The sequence below is a fragment of the Bacillus sp. PK6-026 genome (assembly GCF_054161455.1).
In genome coordinates, this window is the sequence record NZ_CP096418.1 from 1283385 (window position 1) to 1303371 (window position 19987).

22 protein-coding genes and 1 riboswitch are annotated in these 19987 nt (G+C 47.2%); of the genes, 14 read left to right on the plus strand and 8 right to left on the minus strand.

Features of this window, described 5'->3' with window-relative positions:
• The first annotated feature begins 96 nt into the window (after nucleotides 1–96).
• Nucleotides 97–552 carry a tripartite tricarboxylate transporter TctB family protein gene (locus tag M1D59_RS06440; RefSeq protein ID WP_003180634.1) on the plus strand — a complete coding sequence of 152 codons (456 nt, stop codon included), beginning with the start codon at nucleotides 97–99 and terminating at the stop codon, nucleotides 550–552.
• 22 nt (nucleotides 553–574) lie between these two features.
• Nucleotides 575–2080 (plus strand): tripartite tricarboxylate transporter permease, encoded by a 1506-nt coding sequence (locus M1D59_RS06445; protein WP_003180636.1) that lies wholly within the window; start codon nucleotides 575–577, stop codon nucleotides 2078–2080.
• 19 nt (nucleotides 2081–2099) lie between these two features.
• Here the strand turns inward: M1D59_RS06445 and M1D59_RS06450 are convergent, their stop codons facing one another.
• Together M1D59_RS06450 and M1D59_RS06455 are read right to left on the minus strand one after the other, a co-directional pair.
• Nucleotides 2100–2819 carry a response regulator gene (locus M1D59_RS06450; protein WP_458117889.1) on the minus strand — a complete coding sequence of 240 codons (720 nt, stop codon included), beginning with the start codon at nucleotides 2817–2819 and terminating at the stop codon, nucleotides 2100–2102.
• A gap of 22 nt (nucleotides 2820–2841) precedes the next feature.
• The gene (locus M1D59_RS06455; RefSeq protein WP_193743917.1) at nucleotides 2842–4386 is read right to left on the minus strand and encodes an ATP-binding protein; all 1545 of its coding nucleotides are present in this window, start codon (nucleotides 4384–4386) and stop codon (nucleotides 2842–2844) included.
• Nucleotides 4387–4556: 170 nt separating this feature from the next.
• Between M1D59_RS06455 and M1D59_RS06460 the strand changes: the two genes are divergently transcribed.
• Together M1D59_RS06460 and pepF are read left to right on the plus strand one after the other, a co-directional pair.
• Nucleotides 4557–5705 carry a competence protein CoiA family protein gene (locus M1D59_RS06460; protein WP_458117890.1) on the plus strand — a complete coding sequence of 383 codons (1149 nt, stop codon included), beginning with the start codon at nucleotides 4557–4559 and terminating at the stop codon, nucleotides 5703–5705.
• Between the two features lie 212 nt (nucleotides 5706–5917).
• Nucleotides 5918–7747, plus strand: a complete 1830-nt coding sequence (pepF, locus tag M1D59_RS06465) for an oligoendopeptidase F (protein ID WP_458117891.1) — start codon at nucleotides 5918–5920, stop codon at nucleotides 7745–7747.
• 57 nt (nucleotides 7748–7804) lie between these two features.
• On the opposite strand, the gene M1D59_RS06470 is transcribed toward pepF, so the two are convergent.
• The 3 genes from M1D59_RS06470 to M1D59_RS06480 form a co-directional block, all read right to left on the minus strand.
• Entirely contained in the window at nucleotides 7805–7972 is a 168-nt protein-coding gene (locus M1D59_RS06470) for a hypothetical protein (protein ID WP_023856663.1), read from the minus strand.
• 411 nt (nucleotides 7973–8383) lie between these two features.
• Entirely contained in the window at nucleotides 8384–9286 is a 903-nt protein-coding gene (gene spxH, locus M1D59_RS06475; protein ID WP_003180650.1) for a protease adaptor protein SpxH, read from the minus strand.
• Entirely contained in the window at nucleotides 9283–9681 is a 399-nt protein-coding gene (locus M1D59_RS06480; protein ID WP_003180652.1) for a globin domain-containing protein, read from the minus strand. Before M1D59_RS06480 ends, spxH begins: the two co-directional genes overlap by 4 nt.
• 246 nt (nucleotides 9682–9927) lie before the next feature.
• Between M1D59_RS06480 and M1D59_RS06485 the strand changes: the two genes are divergently transcribed.
• Nucleotides 9928–10095, plus strand: coding sequence for a hypothetical protein (locus M1D59_RS06485; RefSeq protein ID WP_155121653.1), 168 nt, complete (start codon nucleotides 9928–9930; stop codon nucleotides 10093–10095).
• Between the two features lie 70 nt (nucleotides 10096–10165).
• Here the strand turns inward: M1D59_RS06485 and M1D59_RS06490 are convergent, their stop codons facing one another.
• Together M1D59_RS06490 and M1D59_RS06495 are read right to left on the minus strand one after the other, a co-directional pair.
• Nucleotides 10166–10819 carry a lytic transglycosylase domain-containing protein gene (locus M1D59_RS06490; RefSeq protein WP_020450947.1) on the minus strand — a complete coding sequence of 218 codons (654 nt, stop codon included), beginning with the start codon at nucleotides 10817–10819 and terminating at the stop codon, nucleotides 10166–10168.
• A gap of 12 nt (nucleotides 10820–10831) precedes the next feature.
• Nucleotides 10832–11404 carry a CYTH domain-containing protein gene (locus tag M1D59_RS06495; RefSeq protein ID WP_020450948.1) on the minus strand — a complete coding sequence of 191 codons (573 nt, stop codon included), beginning with the start codon at nucleotides 11402–11404 and terminating at the stop codon, nucleotides 10832–10834.
• Nucleotides 11405–11534: 130 nt separating this feature from the next.
• Here M1D59_RS06495 and M1D59_RS06500 point away from each other — a divergent pair, with 130 nt between their 5' ends.
• Genes M1D59_RS06500 through M1D59_RS06515 form a run of 4 tightly spaced genes read left to right on the plus strand, consistent with a single transcriptional unit; the run spans nucleotide 11535 to nucleotide 14288 of the window.
• Nucleotides 11535–11900, plus strand: a complete 366-nt coding sequence (locus M1D59_RS06500; RefSeq protein WP_003180659.1) for a UPF0738 family protein — start codon at nucleotides 11535–11537, stop codon at nucleotides 11898–11900.
• Nucleotides 11901–11931: 31 nt separating this feature from the next.
• Nucleotides 11932–12567, plus strand: a complete 636-nt coding sequence (locus M1D59_RS06505) for a GTP pyrophosphokinase (RefSeq protein ID WP_003180661.1) — start codon at nucleotides 11932–11934, stop codon at nucleotides 12565–12567.
• An 18-nt stretch (nucleotides 12568–12585) separates the two neighbouring features.
• The gene (locus tag M1D59_RS06510; RefSeq protein WP_023856668.1) at nucleotides 12586–13386 is read left to right on the plus strand and encodes an NAD kinase; all 801 of its coding nucleotides are present in this window, start codon (nucleotides 12586–12588) and stop codon (nucleotides 13384–13386) included.
• 26 nt (nucleotides 13387–13412) lie between these two features.
• Nucleotides 13413–14288, plus strand: coding sequence for an RluA family pseudouridine synthase (locus M1D59_RS06515; protein WP_020450950.1), 876 nt, complete (start codon nucleotides 13413–13415; stop codon nucleotides 14286–14288).
• A gap of 16 nt (nucleotides 14289–14304) precedes the next feature.
• Here M1D59_RS06515 and prpE read toward each other — a convergent pair whose 3' ends face one another.
• Complete coding sequence (gene prpE / locus M1D59_RS06520; protein WP_020450951.1) at nucleotides 14305–15045, minus strand: bis(5'-nucleosyl)-tetraphosphatase PrpE; 741 nt, start codon at nucleotides 15043–15045, stop codon at nucleotides 14305–14307.
• 264 nt (nucleotides 15046–15309) lie between these two features.
• Between prpE and M1D59_RS06525 the strand changes: the two genes are divergently transcribed.
• The 5 genes from M1D59_RS06525 to thiS all read left to right on the plus strand — a co-directional run bounded on the left by M1D59_RS06525 (nucleotide 15310) and on the right by thiS (nucleotide 19986).
• Nucleotides 15310–17154 carry a monovalent cation:proton antiporter family protein gene (locus tag M1D59_RS06525; RefSeq protein WP_020450952.1) on the plus strand — a complete coding sequence of 615 codons (1845 nt, stop codon included), beginning with the start codon at nucleotides 15310–15312 and terminating at the stop codon, nucleotides 17152–17154.
• Between the two features lie 59 nt (nucleotides 17155–17213).
• Nucleotides 17214–17322: riboswitch (TPP riboswitch) on the plus strand.
• Between the two features lie 83 nt (nucleotides 17323–17405).
• Entirely contained in the window at nucleotides 17406–18107 is a 702-nt protein-coding gene (gene tenA / locus M1D59_RS06530) for a thiaminase II (protein WP_224145945.1), read from the plus strand.
• On the plus strand, nucleotides 18082–18693 hold the full coding sequence (gene tenI / locus M1D59_RS06535; protein WP_023856672.1) for a thiazole tautomerase TenI: 612 nt from the start codon (nucleotides 18082–18084) through the stop codon (nucleotides 18691–18693). The genes tenA and tenI overlap by 26 nt, the downstream gene beginning before the upstream one ends.
• Nucleotides 18677–19786, plus strand: a complete 1110-nt coding sequence (gene thiO, locus M1D59_RS06540) for a glycine oxidase ThiO (RefSeq protein ID WP_458117892.1) — start codon at nucleotides 18677–18679, stop codon at nucleotides 19784–19786. The genes tenI and thiO overlap by 17 nt, the downstream gene beginning before the upstream one ends.
• Nucleotides 19783–19986: a sulfur carrier protein ThiS gene (thiS, locus tag M1D59_RS06545; protein WP_020450956.1), complete on the plus strand. Its 204-nt coding sequence runs from the start codon at nucleotides 19783–19785 to the stop codon at nucleotides 19984–19986. The genes thiO and thiS overlap by 4 nt, the downstream gene beginning before the upstream one ends.
• Nucleotide 19987: the final 1 nt, after the last annotated feature.

The window sequence follows — 19987 nt, forward strand, 5'->3', positions numbered from 1 at the left end:
GTCTCCGCGCGGTTGCCGGCACGGGAAAGCCTTAAAAGCTTTGCCCGGCACAGCCGGCGACCGGCAAGCTGAAATCGAGAAAGGCTGGTGTAAACCATGAGAATCACAAACCGGGCCGTTTCTGTCATCATTTTGGCTGTGGCAGCCATTTACCTGGCGCTCAGCTTTAATTTAGACAGCTATCCGTACGCGGTGATCGATGCGGACGTGCTGCCGAAAAGTTTAGGCATATTGCTTCTCATTTTGGGTGTATTTCTGTTTTTTGAAAAAGATCAAAAAGATACAACGGTGAAAAAGCTGTTTCAGCTGAAGAAAAAAGACGTCAAGGTCATGATGCTCTGTGTTGCTTCTCTGTTGATCTACATTTCGATTTTGGAATTCATCGGATTTTTGCTTTCTACGGTAATGCTGCTGATCGTTTTGCCCGCGGTGTTGGGATATCGAAATTGGACAACGGCTGCGCTCGTTTCACTGATTTTCAGCGGCACAATTTATTTTTCATTCAACTATGTGCTCAACATCATGCTTCCGCAGGGGGTTATGCCTTTTTAATCGAACATAAGGAGGAAAGTGCATGTTAGATAGTATATTATACGGATTTCAGGTGGCGCTGACTCCGCAGAATATCATGTTCGCTTTTATCGGGGTGCTGATCGGGACGGTTATCGGGATGCTGCCTGGGCTCGGGCCGATCACCGCGATTGCCATTATGATCCCGTTAAGTTACGGAATGGACCCGGCCTCCGCGTTAATTTTGATGGCGGGTGTCTATTACGGAGCGGTCTTTGGCGGTTCGACGTCATCGATTCTGTTAAATGCCCCCGGAGTAGCGGGCACTGTCGCGACATCGTTTGACGGCTATCCGATGGCAAAGCAGGGGAAAGCGGGAAAAGCCCTTGCCATCGCTGCAATTTGCTCTTTCGCAGGCGGAACGATCACCGTAGTTGCGCTGATGCTCGTCGCACCGACAATGGCAAACATTGCGGTGACATTTGGGCCGACAGAATATTTTGCATTGATGATGCTCGGCTTGGTGGCAATTTCAAGCCTTTCCGAAGGATCGACAGTCAAGGCGCTGATTTCTGCGACATTGGGCTTTATGACCGCTACCATCGGGATTGATCCGCAGACGGGGACCGAACGGTTTACATTCGGTGCGGCAAGCCTTCTGGAAGGCATCGATTTTCTGATCGTGGCTCTCGGTTTGTTTGCACTTGCTGAAGTTGCGTTCTTGATCAAGACGCGGAACAAGCCGATGACGGAAGGAGCGTCTCAGGTCGGCAGCCTGAAGGTGACGAAAAGCGAAATGAAAGAGATTTCGGGACCGATCGCAAGGCATTCGGTCATCGGATTTTTGCTCGGCATCCTGCCCGGTGCAGGGGCGACAATTGCATCATTTATTTCTTATATTACAGAGAAGAGAATCTCAAAACATCCTGAAACGTTTGGCAAGGGAAATATTAAAGGGGTCGCAGCACCTGAGACTTCGAACAATGCGGCAACGAGCGGCGCATTCGTGCCCCTTCTGACACTCGGGATTCCCGGATCAGGGACAACGGCCGTCCTGCTCGGCGCCCTTTTGGTCGTCGGCGTTCAGCCGGGACCGCTCATGCTGACGGATCATCCCGACGTGTTCTGGGGCGTGATCGCAAGCATGTATATCGGCAATTTATTTCTGCTGATTTTAAATTTGCCGTTAATTCCTTTCTTGTCAAAAATTCTTCTGATTCCGAAGCAGCTTTTAATTTCGCTCATATTTGTTTTCTGCCTGATCGGCGTCTATGCTGTGACATTTAATGTCGTACATCTTTATATTCTGGTGTTCTTCGGAATCCTCGGGTATTTTATGAGAGTGCTGTCTTTTCCGGCGGCTCCGTTTATTTTAGCTTTTATTCTCGGAAGTTTGATGGAAGAATCGTTTAGACAAGCGATGACGCTGTCATCAGGAAGCCTGTCCGTGTTTTTTGAAAGTCCCGTCACAATCGGTTTATTGATTACGGCTCTTTTGTCGCTCATCGTACCACCGATTTCCCGGGCAATGAAGAACAAAAATAAAAAGTCGATCGATTTGGAAGGCTGAGCTTTTGATGTCCGGAACGCTACGTTTCCGGACTTTCATTTTTCACAGGCTTGTAGCGGCGTTCGGGACGTCCGACGGTTCCATAGAAAAGTTCTGTTTTTACATGCTTTTCCGCAGCTAAAAATTCTAAATAGCGCCTTGCGGTCGTCCGGCTGACACCGATGGTGCGCCCGAGATTTTCGGCGGTGATGCCATCGCTGTTTTCGCTTTTGTTTAAAACGCCGGCTACTTTTTTCAGCGTCAGGCCGTCGATTCCTTTCGGATAATCGGCTTCAGCGGTTTGTTTTTCTTTCATGATGCTTCGCCTTTTTGCCATCAAGCTGTCAACGTCTGTCTGATCGATTGAAGACATTTCATTTACCTTGAGCCGGTAGGACCGATAGTTTAACAGCGTTTCTTTCAGCCTGGAAAACATAATCGGCTTGATCAAATAATCGACGGCTCCCGCGCGAATCGCCTGTTCGACATACTCAACTTCTTTCGCCGCCGTAATCATCATGACGTCTGTATGTCTGAGCTTTTGTCTGATCAGCCAGAGAAGCTCCATGCCTAAGCCGTCCGGCAGAAAAATGTCGAGCAGGACAAGGTCGGGCTTCACGTCCGGAAGCAAATCCTTTGCATCTTGAAAATTTTCTGCGATTCCAATAACAGAAAATCCTTCAATTTTGCTGATCAGTTTTTGATGTATGTCAGCGTTCCTGATGTCATCCTCCACGATAAACACTTGTAATGCTTTCATAGGTCAGTCCCCCAGCGTTTCTCTATTTTGGTATCACGACAGTAAACAATGCTCCGCCAAGGTCGCTTTTATCCGCTTTGATTTGTCCGTTTAACGCATTGACGGCTTCTTTGACTAAAAAGAGGCCGAGACCGCGGTGATTAGCCGCTTTTGTCGAATAAAATTTTTGAAAGATCCGCTCCTGTTCCCCCTCGGGAATACCGTCTCCCGAGTCTTCGATTTCAATTAAGATGTGATCTCCCCCGTCTGACAAGAAGACAAGGATGCTGCGGTCTTTTTTGTGGGAAACGGCGTCAAAAGCATTCTCAATCAAATTTCCTAAAATCGTAATGAATTTGCCTTTGTCCATTTCGTCCGGCAAAGCGTCCAATTTTGAGCTTTCATCGATTTCCAGGTTGATGTGCAGCTCTTTTGCACGGTTGACCTTTCCCAGCAGCAACCCGGAAAGAAGCGGATCAGGAATCGAATGGATGAGAAATCGCAGCATTTCCTGATGGCTTTTGTTCTCTTTTTGGATCAATTCGAGCGCTTCAGAATAGCTTTCCAGCTGGATCAGTCCCGCGATCGTGTTCAGCTTGTTTGAATATTCGTGGGTCTGGGCTCTCAGACCTTCCGCGTATTGCGAAGTTTGCGCCAGCTTTTTGGAGAGTTCGTCAATGTCCGTCTTTCTCCTGAAGCTTGCAACGGCCCCGCGGATTTTTTCGTTTTCGAAAATCGGCACTCTGTTGACGATTAATTCTTCATTTCCGATCGTTAATTCCTGATCTTTTTGCGCCGTTTTCGTTTTCAGTACTTCGGGGAGCAGCGTATCTGGAAGAAGTTCGGAAATCGGTTTGCCGAGCCACTGATCTTCGCTTTCGACGCGAAGGAGCTCACACGCTTTTCTATTCAAGAGCGTGATTTCTTCATGTTTGTTGATGGCGATCAAGGCCTCGTGCACAGATTCTGTAATCGCCTGTTTTTCAGTATATAATTGATTAATTTCATAAGGTTCAAGACCGAAAATAGACTTTTTGACATTGCGGGAAATATAGACGGCTCCCAAAACCCCCATCAGCACGACAAATCCTAATAAAAATATTAATTTTGTCTGATATTGAGAGACGGTATCCTGAATATTTTCTTTTAAAAAACCGACTGAGATGATTCCGACGATTTTGCCGTTTTCATTAAGGATCGGGGCTTTGCCCCTGATGGCCGGGCCAAGCGTGCCGACGGCTTCCGAAATATATGCTTCCCCTTTTTCAAGAGCGCGCTGATTGTCTCCGCCGACCATCGGTTTGCCGATTTTTCCCGGGTGCGGATGCGCATAGCGAATCGCATCCGCCGAGCCGATCACAATGTATTGCGCACCGGACTGCTTTCTCGCGTTTTCTGCAATTGGCTGAAGGATTCGGGACGGATCGTCCGTTTCAAAGGCTTCCTGGACGGAAGGCATCTGGGCGAGCGTTTTCGCCATATCGAGCGCTCTGGCTTGAATTTGTGTTTTTAACGAATTTTCTAAAATGATTAAATAGAGGCCGCTCATAACAGAAAGCAAGATGAATAGCAGGGTGAGAATCAGCAATGTAAGCTTGGTGGTCAGCTTCCGTTTGATGTCAAAAACTCCTTTTCTAAAAATTTCGAGTTCTATAATACTACTTTATATAAAATCGGCCTGATTTTGAAGCGTTTTCAAAAAAAGGAAAGCTTCCGCGCATGTTGAATACTTGATCAAACAGGAAGGAGAGAGACAATATGTTCAGTGCAATGATCGATCAAGAAGAGATCATCTGTCTTGCCGACGGATACAAAACCGAAGATCTCAAGCGATTGAGAAAACGACATTTATTTTACTGTCCGGTTTGCCGGTGTGAACTCGACCTGAAAGTCGGTGCCGTCAAGCTCCCGCACTTCGCTAATAAGCCGGGTGCAGCATGTCCGGTGCAACATGAACCGGAGAGCTCCTATCACCTGAAAGGAAAACGGCTGTTGTACGAATGGCTCGGCAGACAAGGCTTCCGCCCAGTGCTTGAACCGTATTTGCAAGAGATCAGACAAAGGCCCGATTTGCTTCTGGAATACGGAACCCGCCAGGTTGCAGTTGAATTTCAATGTGCGAATCTCGATGCGGCAGCGTACCGAAAAAGAACGGACGGCTTTCTCAAACTGGGAATCGAGCCGTTGTGGATTCTGGGCGGTAACCGGGTAAGACGCTTGACGAGGAGTTTTTTTCAGCTTTCAGGGTTTCACTGGCAGTTCGCTCAGAAAAGGGATAAGCCTCCTAAGCTCCTGTTTTTTTGCCCCGAACAAAAGGCTTTCATCATCCTCGAACACTTGATTCCCTTTCAAACAAACAAAACATCCGCATCCTTGCGTTTTCTCCCACTTGCTGAAGCAGGCTGGCATGATTTAACCGCATGGGAAAACTGTTCGCCTCTCCAGCTTAAAGGTTGGAAAGAAAACATCCGCAGCTTTCGAATGTCGACCGTGCGTTTTTTATCAAAAGAAGCGAAGCAGATGGCCGCGCTCTTTTATGAAAAGTACCGGCTCCCGCTCCCGTTTTTCCCCTCAGAAGTCTTTCTCCCGGTGCCGTCAGGCTATATTTTTGCCCACCCGGTTTATGTGTGGCAAGGGTACCTTTTCTTATTTATAACGAAGCATGATACGTTTCGCCTGCAGTCTGCGGTTCATTATATGGACTGGCTCGTCAAGGGCAAAAGGCTGAAGCTCAGATGGAGCGGGCAGCAAACGGCTGCTGATGCCGTTTGTGAATACATTTGTTTTTTGCATAAAAAAGGATTTTTGGAGAGGAAAGAGGAATTTTATTATTCCGCGGGTCCTGTTGCTCAGGAGCCGCGGCTGGAGGCGCTGTTAAAAAGGGACGAACATTATTTTTCCGAATGATTATCAAGCCTTTCGTTCAACCTAAAGAAAGGAAGGTGGTGTCCGGACTGTTTCAGATCAAAAGATATGTATTTTATTTTTTAACGGCGGGATTTTGCGTCTTTTTTTTCGCATATGATTTGACAAAAGACGGTGAAAAAACAGAAGATAAACACAATACAAGTTTATTGGACAACAATGGACTTGGAGTAAAGAAAGCGAGGGGATTGACAGTGGCTGAAGAAAAAAAATCGAAGAAACTGCCTTCAAGAGAAGAGGTGGAGCAAGAAGACACGTGGAGACTTGAGGATATCTTCCCGTCAGATGATGCTTGGAGCGAGGAATTTCAAGCCGTTAAAGAACTGCTGCCCAAGCTTTCCGAATTCAAGGGCAGGCTCGGCCATTCCGCCGATGATCTATATGAAGCGCTGACTTATCAGGATAAGGTGATGGAGCGTCTCGGGAAGCTGTATACTTACGCTCACATGCGCTATGATCAGGATACTGGAAATTCTTTTTACCAAGGTCTCAATGATAAAGCGGCCAACCTCTATACCCAGGCAGCGAGCGCAACGGCCTACATGGTGCCGGAAATACTATCGATTCAGGAAGAAAAGCTTCAGCAGTTCCTGCTGGAAAAAGAGGAGTTAAAGCTTTACTCGCATGCTCTCGAAGAAATCAATAAAGAGCGTCCTCACGTACTGAGCGAGGAGGAGGAAGGAATTTTGGCCGAAGCGTCTGATGTTCTTTCATCTTCTTCCAACACGTTCGGCATGCTGAATAACGCTGATATGGAATTTCCGGAGATCACCGACGAAAATGGAGAAAAGGTACAGCTCACACACGGCAATTATGTCACCTTTTTGGAAAGCGAGAACCGCGATGTCCGCCGCGCGGCATTCAAGGCGGTTTACGAAACATACGGCCGCTTTAAAAACACGCTCGCTTCCACGCTCAGCGGAGCTGTGAAAAAAGACAACTTTTATGCGAAGGTTAAACATTATAAATCGGCGCGGGAAGCTGCTTTGTCGCGAAACAGCATTCCTGAAGAAGTCTATGACAATCTTGTCAGCACGATCAACAAGCATCTCCCGCTTCTTCACCGCTATGTTGAGCTTAGAAAAAAAGTGCTTGAGCTTGATGAAGTACACATGTATGACCTGTATACTCCGCTGGTAAAGGACTCTGGAATGAAAGTTACCTACGAGCAGGCCAAGGACTATATGCTAAAAGGTTTGACGCCTTTAGGGGAAGAATATTCATCCATCCTGAAAGAAGGATTGAACAACCGCTGGGTCGATGTGTATGAAAACAAAGGAAAACGCAGCGGCGCTTATTCTTCAGGAACTTACGGAACCAATCCGTATATTTTGATGAACTGGCAGGACAACGTCAATAATTTGTTTACGCTCGTCCATGAATTCGGCCATTCCGTGCACAGCTACTATACGAGAAAATATCAGCCTTACCCGTACGGAAACTACAGCATTTTCGTAGCCGAAGTAGCTTCTACGACGAATGAAGCACTTTTGGGAGAATACTTGCTGAATACAATCGACGATGAAAAACAGCGGCTCTACATTTTGAATCATATGCTTGAAGGCTTCAAAGGAACGGTTTTCAGACAAACGATGTTTGCCGAATTTGAACATGAGATCCATAGCAAAGCCCAGGAAGGGGAACCGCTGACACCTGAGCTGTTAACGAGCATCTACTATGATTTGAATAAGAAATATTTCGGTGACAATATTGAGATTGATAAGGAAATCGGTCTTGAGTGGTCAAGAATACCGCATTTCTATTACAATTATTATGTGTATCAGTATGCGACAGGCTTCAGTGCAGCTCAGGCACTCAGTCAGCAGATTTTAAAAGAAGGCAAATCGGCTGTTGACCGCTATATTGAGTTCTTGAAAGCGGGTAGCTCGGATTATCCGATTGAAGTGCTGAAAAAAGCCGGTGTTGATATGACATCTTCGGAGCCGATCGAAGCTGCGTGCAAAAAGTTTGAAGAGCAGCTGAACGAAATGGAAGAACTTTTGCAAAAAGTCAATCATTCATAATAGGCGAGTATATAGAAGAGGCTGCCGGTCATACCGGCAGCCTTGTTCGCGATGAGGTCAAAAACCTTTAAATGTTTTGCGGTGGTTGAGGCGGCTGAGCGTAAAAAGGATTGATATAAATAAGAGAGGGGACGTAATATAAAGGGGAAACATATTCATCAAACCTAAAATATTCAAGACGAAAAAAAATAATATTGATGCAAGTCCTAAAATGATCTGAAGCATAAAAACCCTCCTAAGGACTGATAAAATTTCACAGGGGGAGACGAGGCGCAAAAAGGCAGCAAAACCGGGCGCCAGTTCGCATAAATCGCGGTATGGCAACGTGCGGCGGGCTCGTTTTCTTTGTTACTTTGATCATATGATGGACATCTATTTTTTATGTTTTTGTGACAAAAATGTGAAAACTAATGAAATCAGTTGTCAAAACTCGACATGATTTGATATTATAAAGATGTGAAATTGATCACAAACAAACATTTACCCCTTTGTTTGACCGTGAAAAATTTCTCCCATCCCCTTTGTTGTCGTTAAGACATAATTAGAAACCGCGCTTATCCCGGCGCGGTTTCTTACTGCTTCAAAAAGGAACGTGCGTTCGTTTTAGCGCGAAAAAAAACACGGGAGAAACCCGTGCTATTTTTCGCATTGATAAAGCGGTCCAGCATCATGATGTCCGTTTATATAGCGCCAGAACATGCCGTGTTTCGCTTCCACTCTTTCGACTTTGCGGGCGAACGCGAGCTTTTTCATTTCCCGTTCCACCTCTTCCAGCGTCCAGTCGTAAACGACGGCAATTTCTTTGTCGGCTACAAATTGAAAGTATTCGATAAAAAGTTCGAGCGGAGGTGTTTGCGAAGGCTTCGGCTCATCGCCGAGCATCTCAAACAATACTTCTTCGTAAATCTCGTATGAATAATTTCCGGTTACTTTTAAGCCTTCTCCTTCGCGGAGACTGTTAAAAAACGTAAGAGTCGGGACAGATGCCACTTCCATTTCGGCAGCGATTTTCAAATCGCATTGCAGGGCTTTCACGGCGCTCTGCGAATGAAGATCCCTTTTAAATTCCTCCAGATCGAGCTGTGTATGCTCTGCGATCGCCAGCAGCACCTGTTCTTCGGTGATATCCTGCCGATTGAGAAACAGGCTTTCCTGCATGCATCTCAAAAACTGCAGCCCTGCTTTTCTGCCTTGCAGTTCCGCCGCTTTTAAAGCGAGTGAAGCGAGGTATGGTGCGGAGAGCGCTTTGTCATGCAGGAGCGTCCCGTCACAAGACATGCCTGATCTGCATGCGATCTTTTCCCATGCCTCTGCGAGGCGGTGCTTTTTACGTTTCTGAACGTTCAGCGCTGTGATGCTGCATGCGGCGATGATCCTTAGTGTGAAAAAACGGCCGTAGCGGATTTTCAACTTTTTGATCGCCGGCTCCAAAGCCCAGCATTCAGGAGACAAAGGGTCGACAAACATATAAATTTCCATCGGTTTTTGCGGATGTCCATGGCAATGGGAGAAAAATTGGTCACGCTGATTTAGTGTCAATGTGAACCATCCTCCATTTTAGGCTGATTTACCATATGTCTGGCTGTCAATGTCAGCCTTTCAAAAAGAAATTCCCTTATTTCGCCCTTTAAACCGACATGATCCATTGCCTCTTTCATACACGAAAGCCATGCGTCCGCCCGTTCCGGTGTGATTGGAAACGGCAGGTGCCGCGCCCTCAGCATCGGGTGTCCGTGTTCTTCTGTATAAAGCGGCGGACCGCCTAAATATTGCGTTAAAAATTGCTTCTGTTTTCTTGCCGTTTCCGTTAAGTCGTCCGGAAAAATCGGGTAGAGCAGCGGATGCCGCTTTACACGCTCATAAAAAGTATCAACAAGTTGCGATAGAAGCTCTTCTCCAATCGCTTCATAAGGTGCGTTAAACGATTGTCCCATGTTGACTACTCCTTTTAATATGGCTAATAGGAAAATATACCGATTCCTATCGCAAAAAAATATTTATCTTGTGCATCATTTATTATTTCACGATTGTATATACTTATTTTAGCAACCTCGTTCCATTTCTACAAACAAACCGACTTCTGCCTGCGGGCGAAAATCGCTGATTTTGTTTCAAATATCATATCATATTCGCTTCTTAAATGTGTATTTTTAATACCGGGAGGATCAAAGAGGAAGTAAATGCGGACAAAAAAAGCCGGAAAGCATCCTTTCCAGCTCAGCGTGTCGACAAACCCTCGCATTCGTTGTCAGGCCCGCGCGTCGGTGCTCACGAATTCCAACATTCGCTCCGCTCCGATGCTCGGCCTTCCTAGACTGCAAGGGTTTTCAATCACGCTGAAAGGATGACAAAATCCCAAAACTAAAAGTCGTTTTGGGATTTTGTCAACAATCTGAGCCGGAAAGCATCCTTTCCGGCTTAAGCATAGTAATTTGAGGTGATTCTTTTTACATAATTTTGCGTTTCTTTAAAAGGGGGAATGCCTCCGTATTTTTGGACATTTCCCGGTCCGGCATTGTAGGCCGCTAATGCGAGGTTCACATTCCCGCTGTATTTATCGAGCATCTGCTTTAAGTATTTTGTTCCGCCTTCTATATTTTGTACGGGGTCAAAAGCGTTATTCACGCCAAGCGCTTTCGCCGTTGACGGCATGAGCTGCATCAGGCCCATGGCGCCGGCCGGGCTGACCGCTTTTTCCTGGTAGCGCGATTCCTGCTTGACGACGGCATGAATCAGCTTCTCATCGACTCCGTATTTTTCTGCGGCGTTTTTGATGATCTGGTCAATGCTCTGATTTTGGCCGCCGAAAGAGACGGGTTTCGCTGCGGCAGATGGGACGGCCGCAATTGCCGCAGGCTTTTCGGCTGTCAGCGGCGCCTGGAGCTGAGACCCTGTCGACACGGCCGGAACAACCGCGGGCTGTGAAGACTCCAAACCGCCGACATTGCTTAAATATTGGTTTAAAATCGAGCTGAAATCAAAACCAGCATCTTCGGGACCGCTGTCTGAAGCCGGATAAAACGACCGTATCGCCTGGAGTTCCAAGAGGGCGGCCAAATGGTTGACGTTCATTGTTTCCCCACCTTATTGATCTTTAAGTTTTTGTTCATAAAATCGGACGATTTTATTTTTGGTTTCACGCTCAGGGATGCCGAACGATTTCAGCAGTTCAGAGAAATCCCGTTTTCCGCGTTCATAGTCTGTCACTTCGAATTCAACTTCAAAGTCTTCTACCATTAAGTATCGGCTGTGATCCAAAACAATTAAGCCCTGCGGCAATTTTTTTTCTGCACGGCTTGTTGCAAGCGTTCCGAAAAGGATGAGCTCGTCCGGTTGAATGCCGAGGCGCTTCAGGCGATCGTATACCGGTCCATGCGGAATCGTGAACGTTTCAAATTCGGGATTCCCGGTCAGCTCCTGGTGGGTTTCCATCAGACCTACAGGTGCCGGCTCTTTTAATGTCAGTACATATCGCTGCTGTTTTTCGCGAATTCTTAAAGCCGCTCCTTTTTCTTTTAAAGAAAAGGAGGACGTATCGTAATAATGGTTTTTTTGTATAACAAATTGCTCGGAAGTAAATTGATAATATGATTTGATTTTCTCAAATTCTTTTTTTGTCAGCATATTTTTAAATTCGATTTCAAGTTCCTGGCTCATTCTTTAATTTTTTCATCCTCTCAGCTGGTAAAATTGCATTTTCCTTATTATCTCTTGAGAAGGAACGTTTATCAATATTGAAGCTGATATGATAAAATGAATCTGTACTTTTATTGTAAAGGAGAGCATTATGCAGAACAGAATTGAGATTACAGAAGCCAATCTGCGAAACGACCGGCTGGTGTTGACCAGCGAAATCAATGACGGAGCGGAGCGGAAACCGGCCGGACGCATGCTGACAGACTCCGATCATTTTGCATTTGTATACATACTTGAACAGGACGATTCCTTTGAATACGTCATTTTAAACGAAGGCATCTGGTCCGATCTTAAAGCGGCCCTCGACGCCAATCTTCCTGTGTTTTTACATATCGGAAACACGGAGCTGGAGCTTAACGGGTTCCATGATGAGCTCGGATATTTAATAGAGAATATTAAAGATAATGCAAATTATGGCGAAGAAATGGAAGAGAGAGTGAAACGGATATTCCTCTAGAAAAAAAGGCGATGAAATTGGGGGAAGGTTTATGGACGAAAAACAATGGGAGCAATTTTTAGCGCCGTACCGGCAGGCTGTTGAAGAGCTGAAAGTGAAGCTGAAAGGGATCCGGACCCTTTACGAATACGAGGAGGAACATTCGCCGATCGAATTCGTGACAGGGCGGGTGAAGCCTGTTCCGAGTATTCTTGAGAAGGCCAAGCGGAAAAACATTCCTCTGCACAACATTGAAAGCATGCAAGATATTGCCGGGCTCAGAATCATGTGCCAATTTTTTGAGGATATTCGCATTGTCGTCGATATGCTTCTGGCGAGAAAGGACTTCACGGTCGTGGATAAGCGCGACTATATCGCGGAACATAAAGAGAGCGGCTACCGCTCCTACCACCTCGTCGTGCTGTACCCTTTGCAGACAATCAACGGGGAAAAACAGATTTTGGTTGAAATTCAAATCCGGACGCTGGCGATGAATTTTTGGGCGACAATCGAACATTCTTTAAATTATAAATACAGCGGCAACATTCCGGAAAAAGTAAAATTAAGGCTTCAAAGAGCTTCTGAAGCAGCATCAAGGCTCGATATGGAAATGTCCGAGATCAGGGGCGAGATTCAGGAGGCTCACGTGGCATTTTCACGCAAGAAAAAGGATGAGGATGACGGTTAGGGGAAAGGAGATGGAATGATGAAGTTTGCGGTATCGTCCAAAGGAAATGATGTTTCCGATTCATTAAAAAGCAAAATTCAAACATATCTGCTCGACTTCGGTCTTGAATGCGATGAAGAAGAGCCGGATATCGTCATTTCCGTCGGCGGTGACGGAACGCTTTTATACGCATTTCACAAATACAGCGGCCGCCTCGACAAAACGGCTTTTGTCGGGGTTCATACAGGACATCTCGGCTTTTATGCCGACTGGGTGCCGACCGAGATTGAAAAACTCGTAATCGCGATTGCGAAAACGCCGTATCAAATTGTTGAATATCCGGTTTTGGAAGTTATCGTCCGCTACAATGACGGCAGCGATGAAGCGAGATATTTGGCGCTGAACGAATGTACGATCAAGAGCATCGAAGGGACGCTTGTAACAGATGTCGAAATTAAAGGGGAACTTTTCGAAACGTTCCGCGGCGACGGCCTTTGCTTATCGACCCCATCGGGAAGCACGGCATATAACAAGGCGCTCGGCGGTGCGATTATTCATCCGTCCATCAGAGCGGTCCAGCTGGCTGAAATGGCGTCGATCAACAACCGGGTGTTTCGCACGGTCGGATCGCCGCTCATTCTGCCTGAGCACCACACTTGTTTAATTAAACCGATTAATGATGTGACGTTTCAAGTCGCGATTGACCATTTGACATTGCTGCATAAAGACGTCAAGTCAATTCAATGCCGCGTCGCAAACGAAAATATCAGGTTTGCCCGCTTTCGGCCGTTTCCGTTTTGGAAAAGGGTCCAGGATTCCTTTATCGGAAAAGGAGAATAGGAAGGTTTGCTGTGAGCGATTTTTTGATGAAACAGATCATAACAGAAGAGGACAGCGGGGTTCTTTTGAAAGAATACGTCCAGCGGCTGGGCATTTCAAAAAGGATGCTGACGGACATCAAATTCGGCGGCGGGGATCTTTTGGTAAACGGCGGGCATGTAACGGTCAGATACGTTCTTCAAAAAGGGGACGAGCTCGTCATACAGTTCCCTCCGGAAAAAATGAGCGAATCTTTGCGCCCGGAAGAAATCCCGCTTGATATTTTGTTCGAAGATGACCATGTCCTCGTATTAAATAAACAGCCATGCCTGTCGTCGATTCCCTCGCGCGAGCATCCATCAGGCAGCTTGGCGAACGGTCTGATTCATTATTACCAGCGGACGGGCGTCCGCGCGACCGTTCACCTGGTGAGCAGGCTTGACCGCGACACATCGGGTGTCATGCTTGTAGCCAAGCACCGCTTCGCCCACTCGCTTTTATCGGGACTGCAAAAAAAGGGAGCCGTCAAACGGCAATATCGGGCGGTCGTCCACGGTTTGATCGCAGAAGAGCAGGGAACGATCGATGCGCCAATCGGCAGAAAATCATCGAGCATCATCGAGCGTGCGGTGATCCCCGACGGGCAAAAAGCGGTGACGCATTTTTGGGTGAACAGGCGCTTCAGCGGTATGACGGATGTCTCCATCCGTCTGGAAACCGGGAGAACCCATCAGATCCGAGTTCACATGAGTCATATCGGATATCCTTTGTGCGGTGATACGCTGTACGGAGGAACCCGCGGCTTCATCAATCGGCAGGCGCTCCACAGTGAGACGCTGACGTTTTTTCATCCCTTCACAATGGAAGAGCTGACGTTTCAAGCGCCGGTTCCGCATGATATGAGTCAGTTGATAGAGAGCTGAATTAAGCTCTCTTTTTTTATGGCTCCATACGGAATCTTGACTCATCATAAGGCAATGAAGAGGGGACAGATTCGGTTGTCAGTTCGGGGTATCTGAAAGCGGTCAGCCTGTTGCCGAATACACAACCGGTATCGATATTGATCGTATGATGTATCATTCGCGGACGTTTGACAGGAGTGTGGCCGTACACCACCCACGGATCGCCTTTGTAATGAGCGGCCCAGTCCCGCCTGACCGGCCGTCCGTCAGGCAGCGTTTCTCCTGTAATATCTCCGTATAGCACAAACTGTTTTACTTTTCCGACAGGCTTTTTGCCGATGTCTTCCGCTTTGATGCCGGCATGTGCGACGACAAGTTCGCCGTTATGCAGGATCTCATAAAGCGGGGCGTTTTCATAAAGGCGCATGAAAAGGTCTCTGATATCCTTCTGTTTATGTTTCGGAAGGTTTCTGTATTCCGCCGCCGTCGTCTCCAGCCCGTGCTGCAGCTTCACCGGATTGCCTTTGAAAAAACGGTACAGCTTATTGCAGTGATTGCCGGGCACATATCGCACAGCTCCTTCTTCAACGGCCCGTCCTACAAATTCAACGACCTCCAGCGATTTTGGCCCTCTGTCTGTTAAATCCCCGAGAAAGACAAGTGTTCTGTTTTCCGGATGAACGGGAAACCCCGATGACAGCGAGTAACCGAGCTTTTCAATCAGCGCAATCATTTCGTCATAGCACCCGTGAATATCGCCGATTACATCATATTTCATGCGTTTTCTGCCTCCTGTCTGCGTATGTATATACATTGCCCAGTCCATATATAAATAAAGCTTCAGCGACTTTCGCCGGAGAAAATCAGGCATATTACTTTTTTTTCTGAGCGAGCATTGTTAAAATCGATTTTTACACCTGTGAGAAAAGAGTTCAGACGGTTCTTTTCCCACATGAAAATGTCTAAAAAGATGTCCCTTTTATTTTTAAAAAAGGGAACGCTAATCATACCCGGAAACCGGTTTTAGAGGAGGTACCAGTTTATGGAGCACACATCTGTCTCATCTTTAGTTGTCGTACTGATTATCGCATTTTTAACGCCCATCCTGCTGCACCGTTTCAGGTTAAGCATACCGGTGGTTGTCGCTGAAATTATCATGGGTCTTATTATCGGAAAAAGCGGGTTCGATCTGGTCGCCCAGCACGATACATGGCTCGAAACTTTATCGATGCTCGGATTTATCTTTTTAATGTTTTTAAGCGGGCTTGAAATCGATTTTTCCGCATTTGAAAAAGGAAAGAAAAAGCAGCTGCTTCCGAGCGGAAAGGAAGCGCCGAATACATTTAAAACGGCTTCGGTCATCTTTATTGCCGTCTTTATTTTATCGCTCGGCCTTTCTTACAGCTTTGTCATGGCAGGATTTATTGACAACGCCTTTTTAATGACGCTGATCATTTCGACAATTTCGCTCGGGGTTGTCGTTCCGACGCTGAAAGAAGAGCGTCTTATGAAGACGAATATCGGCCAGATTATTTTGCTTGTCGCCGTCATTGCGGATCTTGTCACGATGATTCTGCTTGCAGTGTTCGCCTCAATCTACGGGGACGAAAACAGCAATATGTGGCTGCTGATGATCTTATTTGCCGCCGGCGTCGTTTTATACCTGTTCGGAAGGATATTTAAAAAGCGGCCTTTTGTCGAAGTGCTGTCAAAAGGAACGATCCAGATCGGCACAAGGGCGATATTTACGCTGATCATCGTACTTGTGGCGCTGTCCGAGTCGCTCGGTGCAGAAAACATACTTGGCGCGTTTTTGGCCGGGGTGCTTGTTTCGCTGCTTTCGCCGAACAAGGAGCTCGTTCAGCAGCTCGATTCATTCGGCTACGGATTCCTCATCCCGATCTTCTTTGTGATGACAGGCGTCAAATTGGACATTTGGTCACTGTTTGGCAATCCGAAAATTTTAGTGATGATCCCGCTTCTGTTTGTGGCTCTGTTAATCAGCAAAGTCGTTCCGGTGCTGTTTTTGAAAAAGTGGTATGACATGAAAACCGTGCTGGCTTCCGGTTTTCTCCTGACTTCCACGCTTTCTTTGGTGATCGCGGCGACAACGATCGGCGAGCGCATCGGCGTCATTGATGCGCAGATGTCCGGCGCGCTGATTCTGGTCGCTGTCATTACATGCATCATCACACCGACCGGCTTTAAAAAATTAATGCCGAAAACGGAAAGCGAAAAAGAGAAAAAGACGATCACCTTTATCGGCGCAAATCAAATGACGCTGCCAGTCACGCTCGAACTTTCTCCGGAAGATTATCACGTCAGAATCCTGCATGTCCGGCAGGAAAAAAAGGAAGAAAATCTGGCGGACCCGGTGTTTGATGTTGAAGTTTTGCCTGATTATGAATACGAGACGCTTCAATCATTCGGCGTTTTCCAAACGGATATACTCGTCGTGGCCACTGGCAGCGAAGAGCGCAATACAGGGATCGCGCTTTTTGCGAAGGAGCAGAAAGTCGCGAGAATTATCGCCAGCGCAGATTCTCCAGACGCCGAATCCAGACTGAAAGATAACGGAATTGATACATTCTCCATTCTGCTTTCTACAAAAACGCTGCTGCGCGCGCTTATCGAGGCGCCTGGCGTTATGAAACTCCTGACGAACCAGGATGCGTCGCTGTATCAGATCAATATGAGCAATGAGCGATTTGACGGTGTTCTGTTAAGGGAGTTTCCGTTTACGGGAGATGTTATCTTCGTCCGAATTTTCCGCGGGGTGGACAGCATCGTGCCCCACGGGGATACAAGGCTGCAATTGGGTGACAGGCTGATCGCCACCGGTTCGCGCGAATATATTGCGGAATTGAGAAAAACGCTTGGAGACTGATGCTTGACCATTTTGCAATTCGTGATAAGATAAAAGTATAAACTGAATGAACAAGAAATGTTTTCCACTAGGGGAGTCCTTGATAAGGGCTGAGATAAAAGTGTGACTTTTAGACCCTCATAACCTGAACAGGTTCAAACCTGCGTAGGGAAGTGGCACGGTATTTGAGTATGTATTTATGCAAATTCCAAACCACTTTCCTTGCGGGAAAGTGGTTTTTTTATGTTCAGAATCGAAGGAGGAGCCTCGAAATGAAGTTTTCAGAAGAATGCCGAAACAGCGCTGCAAAATGGTGGGAAGGCAGTTTTGCCCATCCGTTTATTCAAGGGATTGGAGACGGCACACTTCCGGTTGATCGATTTAAATACTATGTCATGCAGGATTCCTACTATTTGACCCACTTTGCCAAAGTCCAATCCTTTGGTGCGGCATATGCTCGCGATTTATATACGACAAGCCGGATGGCTGAACACGCGAAAGGCACATATGAAGCCGAGATGTCGCTCCATAGGAAATTCACCGATCTATTGGGAATCACAAAGGAAGAACTGGAGTCGTTTCAGCCGTCGCCGACAGCGTATGCGTACACATCGCATATGTACCGTTCTGTCGTGAGCGGCAGTTTTGCGGAAATACTGGCCGCTTTGCTTCCTTGCTATTGGCTCTATTATGACGTCGGTGAGACGTTAAAAACGTGCAGGCCTGACAGCGCGGTTTATCAGGAATGGATCGCGACATACGGAGGCGACTGGTTTAAAGAACTTGTGACAGAACAGATCAACCGCTTCGATGAGCTGGCTGAAAACGCCGATGAGAAAACGCGCGCGAAGATGAAGGAGAACTTCGTCATCTCTAGCTTCTACGAATACAGCTTCTGGGATATGGCCTACCAAAAAGAAAGCTGGTCAAAAAGCGGGGTGGATCAGCTTGCATCTGCACGCGATCACCGATGACAAGCACTCTGTGGAAGAGCTTGCTGCAAAAATCATCTCGATTCAAAATGCCGTTGACTTTATCCATATCAGGGAAAGATCAAAAAAAGTAAGTGAAATATCAAGTTTAATCGACCGCCTTGCGGAAGAAGGGGTTGATAAGCGGAAACTGATCATCAACGACAGGGTTGATATCGCTTTGTTTCATCACATTCACCGGGTTCAGCTGCCTTCACACGGCTTTTCCGTCAAAAGTGTGAGGAGCCGTTTTCCGCATTTGAAAATCGGAAAGTCCGTCCATTCGCCAGAAGAAGCGGTTCAGGCTGAAACTGAAGGTGCAGATTATGTGCTGTTCGGCCACATTTTTGAAACGGACTGTAAAAAGGGCCGGAAAGGAAGAGGAGCTCTCAGTCTGGCTGAAGTGAAGGCGGCTGTCCGCATTCCGGTCATTGCGATCGGGGGTATTACCGAACAACGACTGGCGGAAGTCAAAATGGCAGACGGCATCGCCGTGATGTCGGGGATCTTTTCTCATGACAGACCGGATGAGGCGGCCGCGCGGCTTGCCTGTCTCGCGAAGGGAGATTCATATGAGAAAGCGCTATGATACGATCGTGATCGGCGGAGGCATCATCGGGACATCCATCGCTTACCATCTTGCGAAAGCGGGGAAAAAAACGGCCGTGTTTGAAAGCGGAGAAGTCGGCAAAAAAGCGACGAGCGCGGCGGCGGGCATGCTCGGCGCCCATGCGGAATGCGATAAACCCGGTACCTTTTTCGAATTTGCCAGAGCCAGCCAAAAAGCCTATCAGCGGCTGACGGGCGAATTGAAAGACATAAGCGGCATCGATATCAGAAAGCATGACGGAGGGATATTAAAGCTGGCATTTTCAGAAAGCGACCGCGAACACCTGATGCAAATGGCTGCACTGGATTCAGTGGAATGGCTTGAAGCCGCTGAAGTATATGAGCTGGAACCGCATGCCGGAAAAGGGATTCTCGGCGCTAATTTCATTCGGGACGACATCCATGTCGAACCGGCCGCAGTGTGCAGGGCATTTGCCAGGGGGGCCCGGATTCTCGGTGCCGAGGTCTTCGAGTTTACCCCCGTTTTATCGATCGAATCTGAAGCGGGGACCGTCCGCGTCACTGCTGCTTCATGCACCGCGGAGGCGGAGCACGTTGTCATTGCAAGCGGTGTGTGGAGCGGTGCTTTCTTTAAACAGATCGGCATAGACAAAAGCTTTTATCCTGTCAAAGGGGAGTGCCTGTCTGTGTGGAATGACGGCATCCCTTTGACGAGGACGCTTTACCATGATCATTGCTACATCGTTCCGCGCCATAGCGGAAAGCTTGTCGTCGGCGCGACAATGAAGCCCGGGGATTGGAATGAACAGCCGGAACTTGGCGGAATCGAGGAGTTGATCCGAAAGGCCAAGTCGATGCTCCCTGACATTGAATCCATGAACATCGACCAATGCTGGGCCGGATTGCGCCCGGAAACAGGGGATGGCAATCCATATATCGGCAGACACCCTGAAAATGACCGGATATTGTTTGCTGCCGGACATTTCAGAAACGGCATCCTCCTGGCACCTGCAACCGGTGAGATGATAGCTGACATGATCCTCGGCAATCCGGTCAAAACAGAGTGGGCCGAGGCGTTTAAAGCGGATCGAAAGGAGGCTGTGCACAGGTGAACATTCAGCTCAACGGCCGGAAAATAGAGTGGAGAGATGATGGCGGCACGATTTACGATTTGCTCGCATCCTACAGTTTGGAAAATCGTGTTGTCGTTGTTGAAAGAAACAGGCAGATTATCGGAAAAGACCAATATCAAACAGTCAAACTGGAAGAACACGATGTCATCGAAATCGTTCATTTTGTCGGAGGGGGATAAA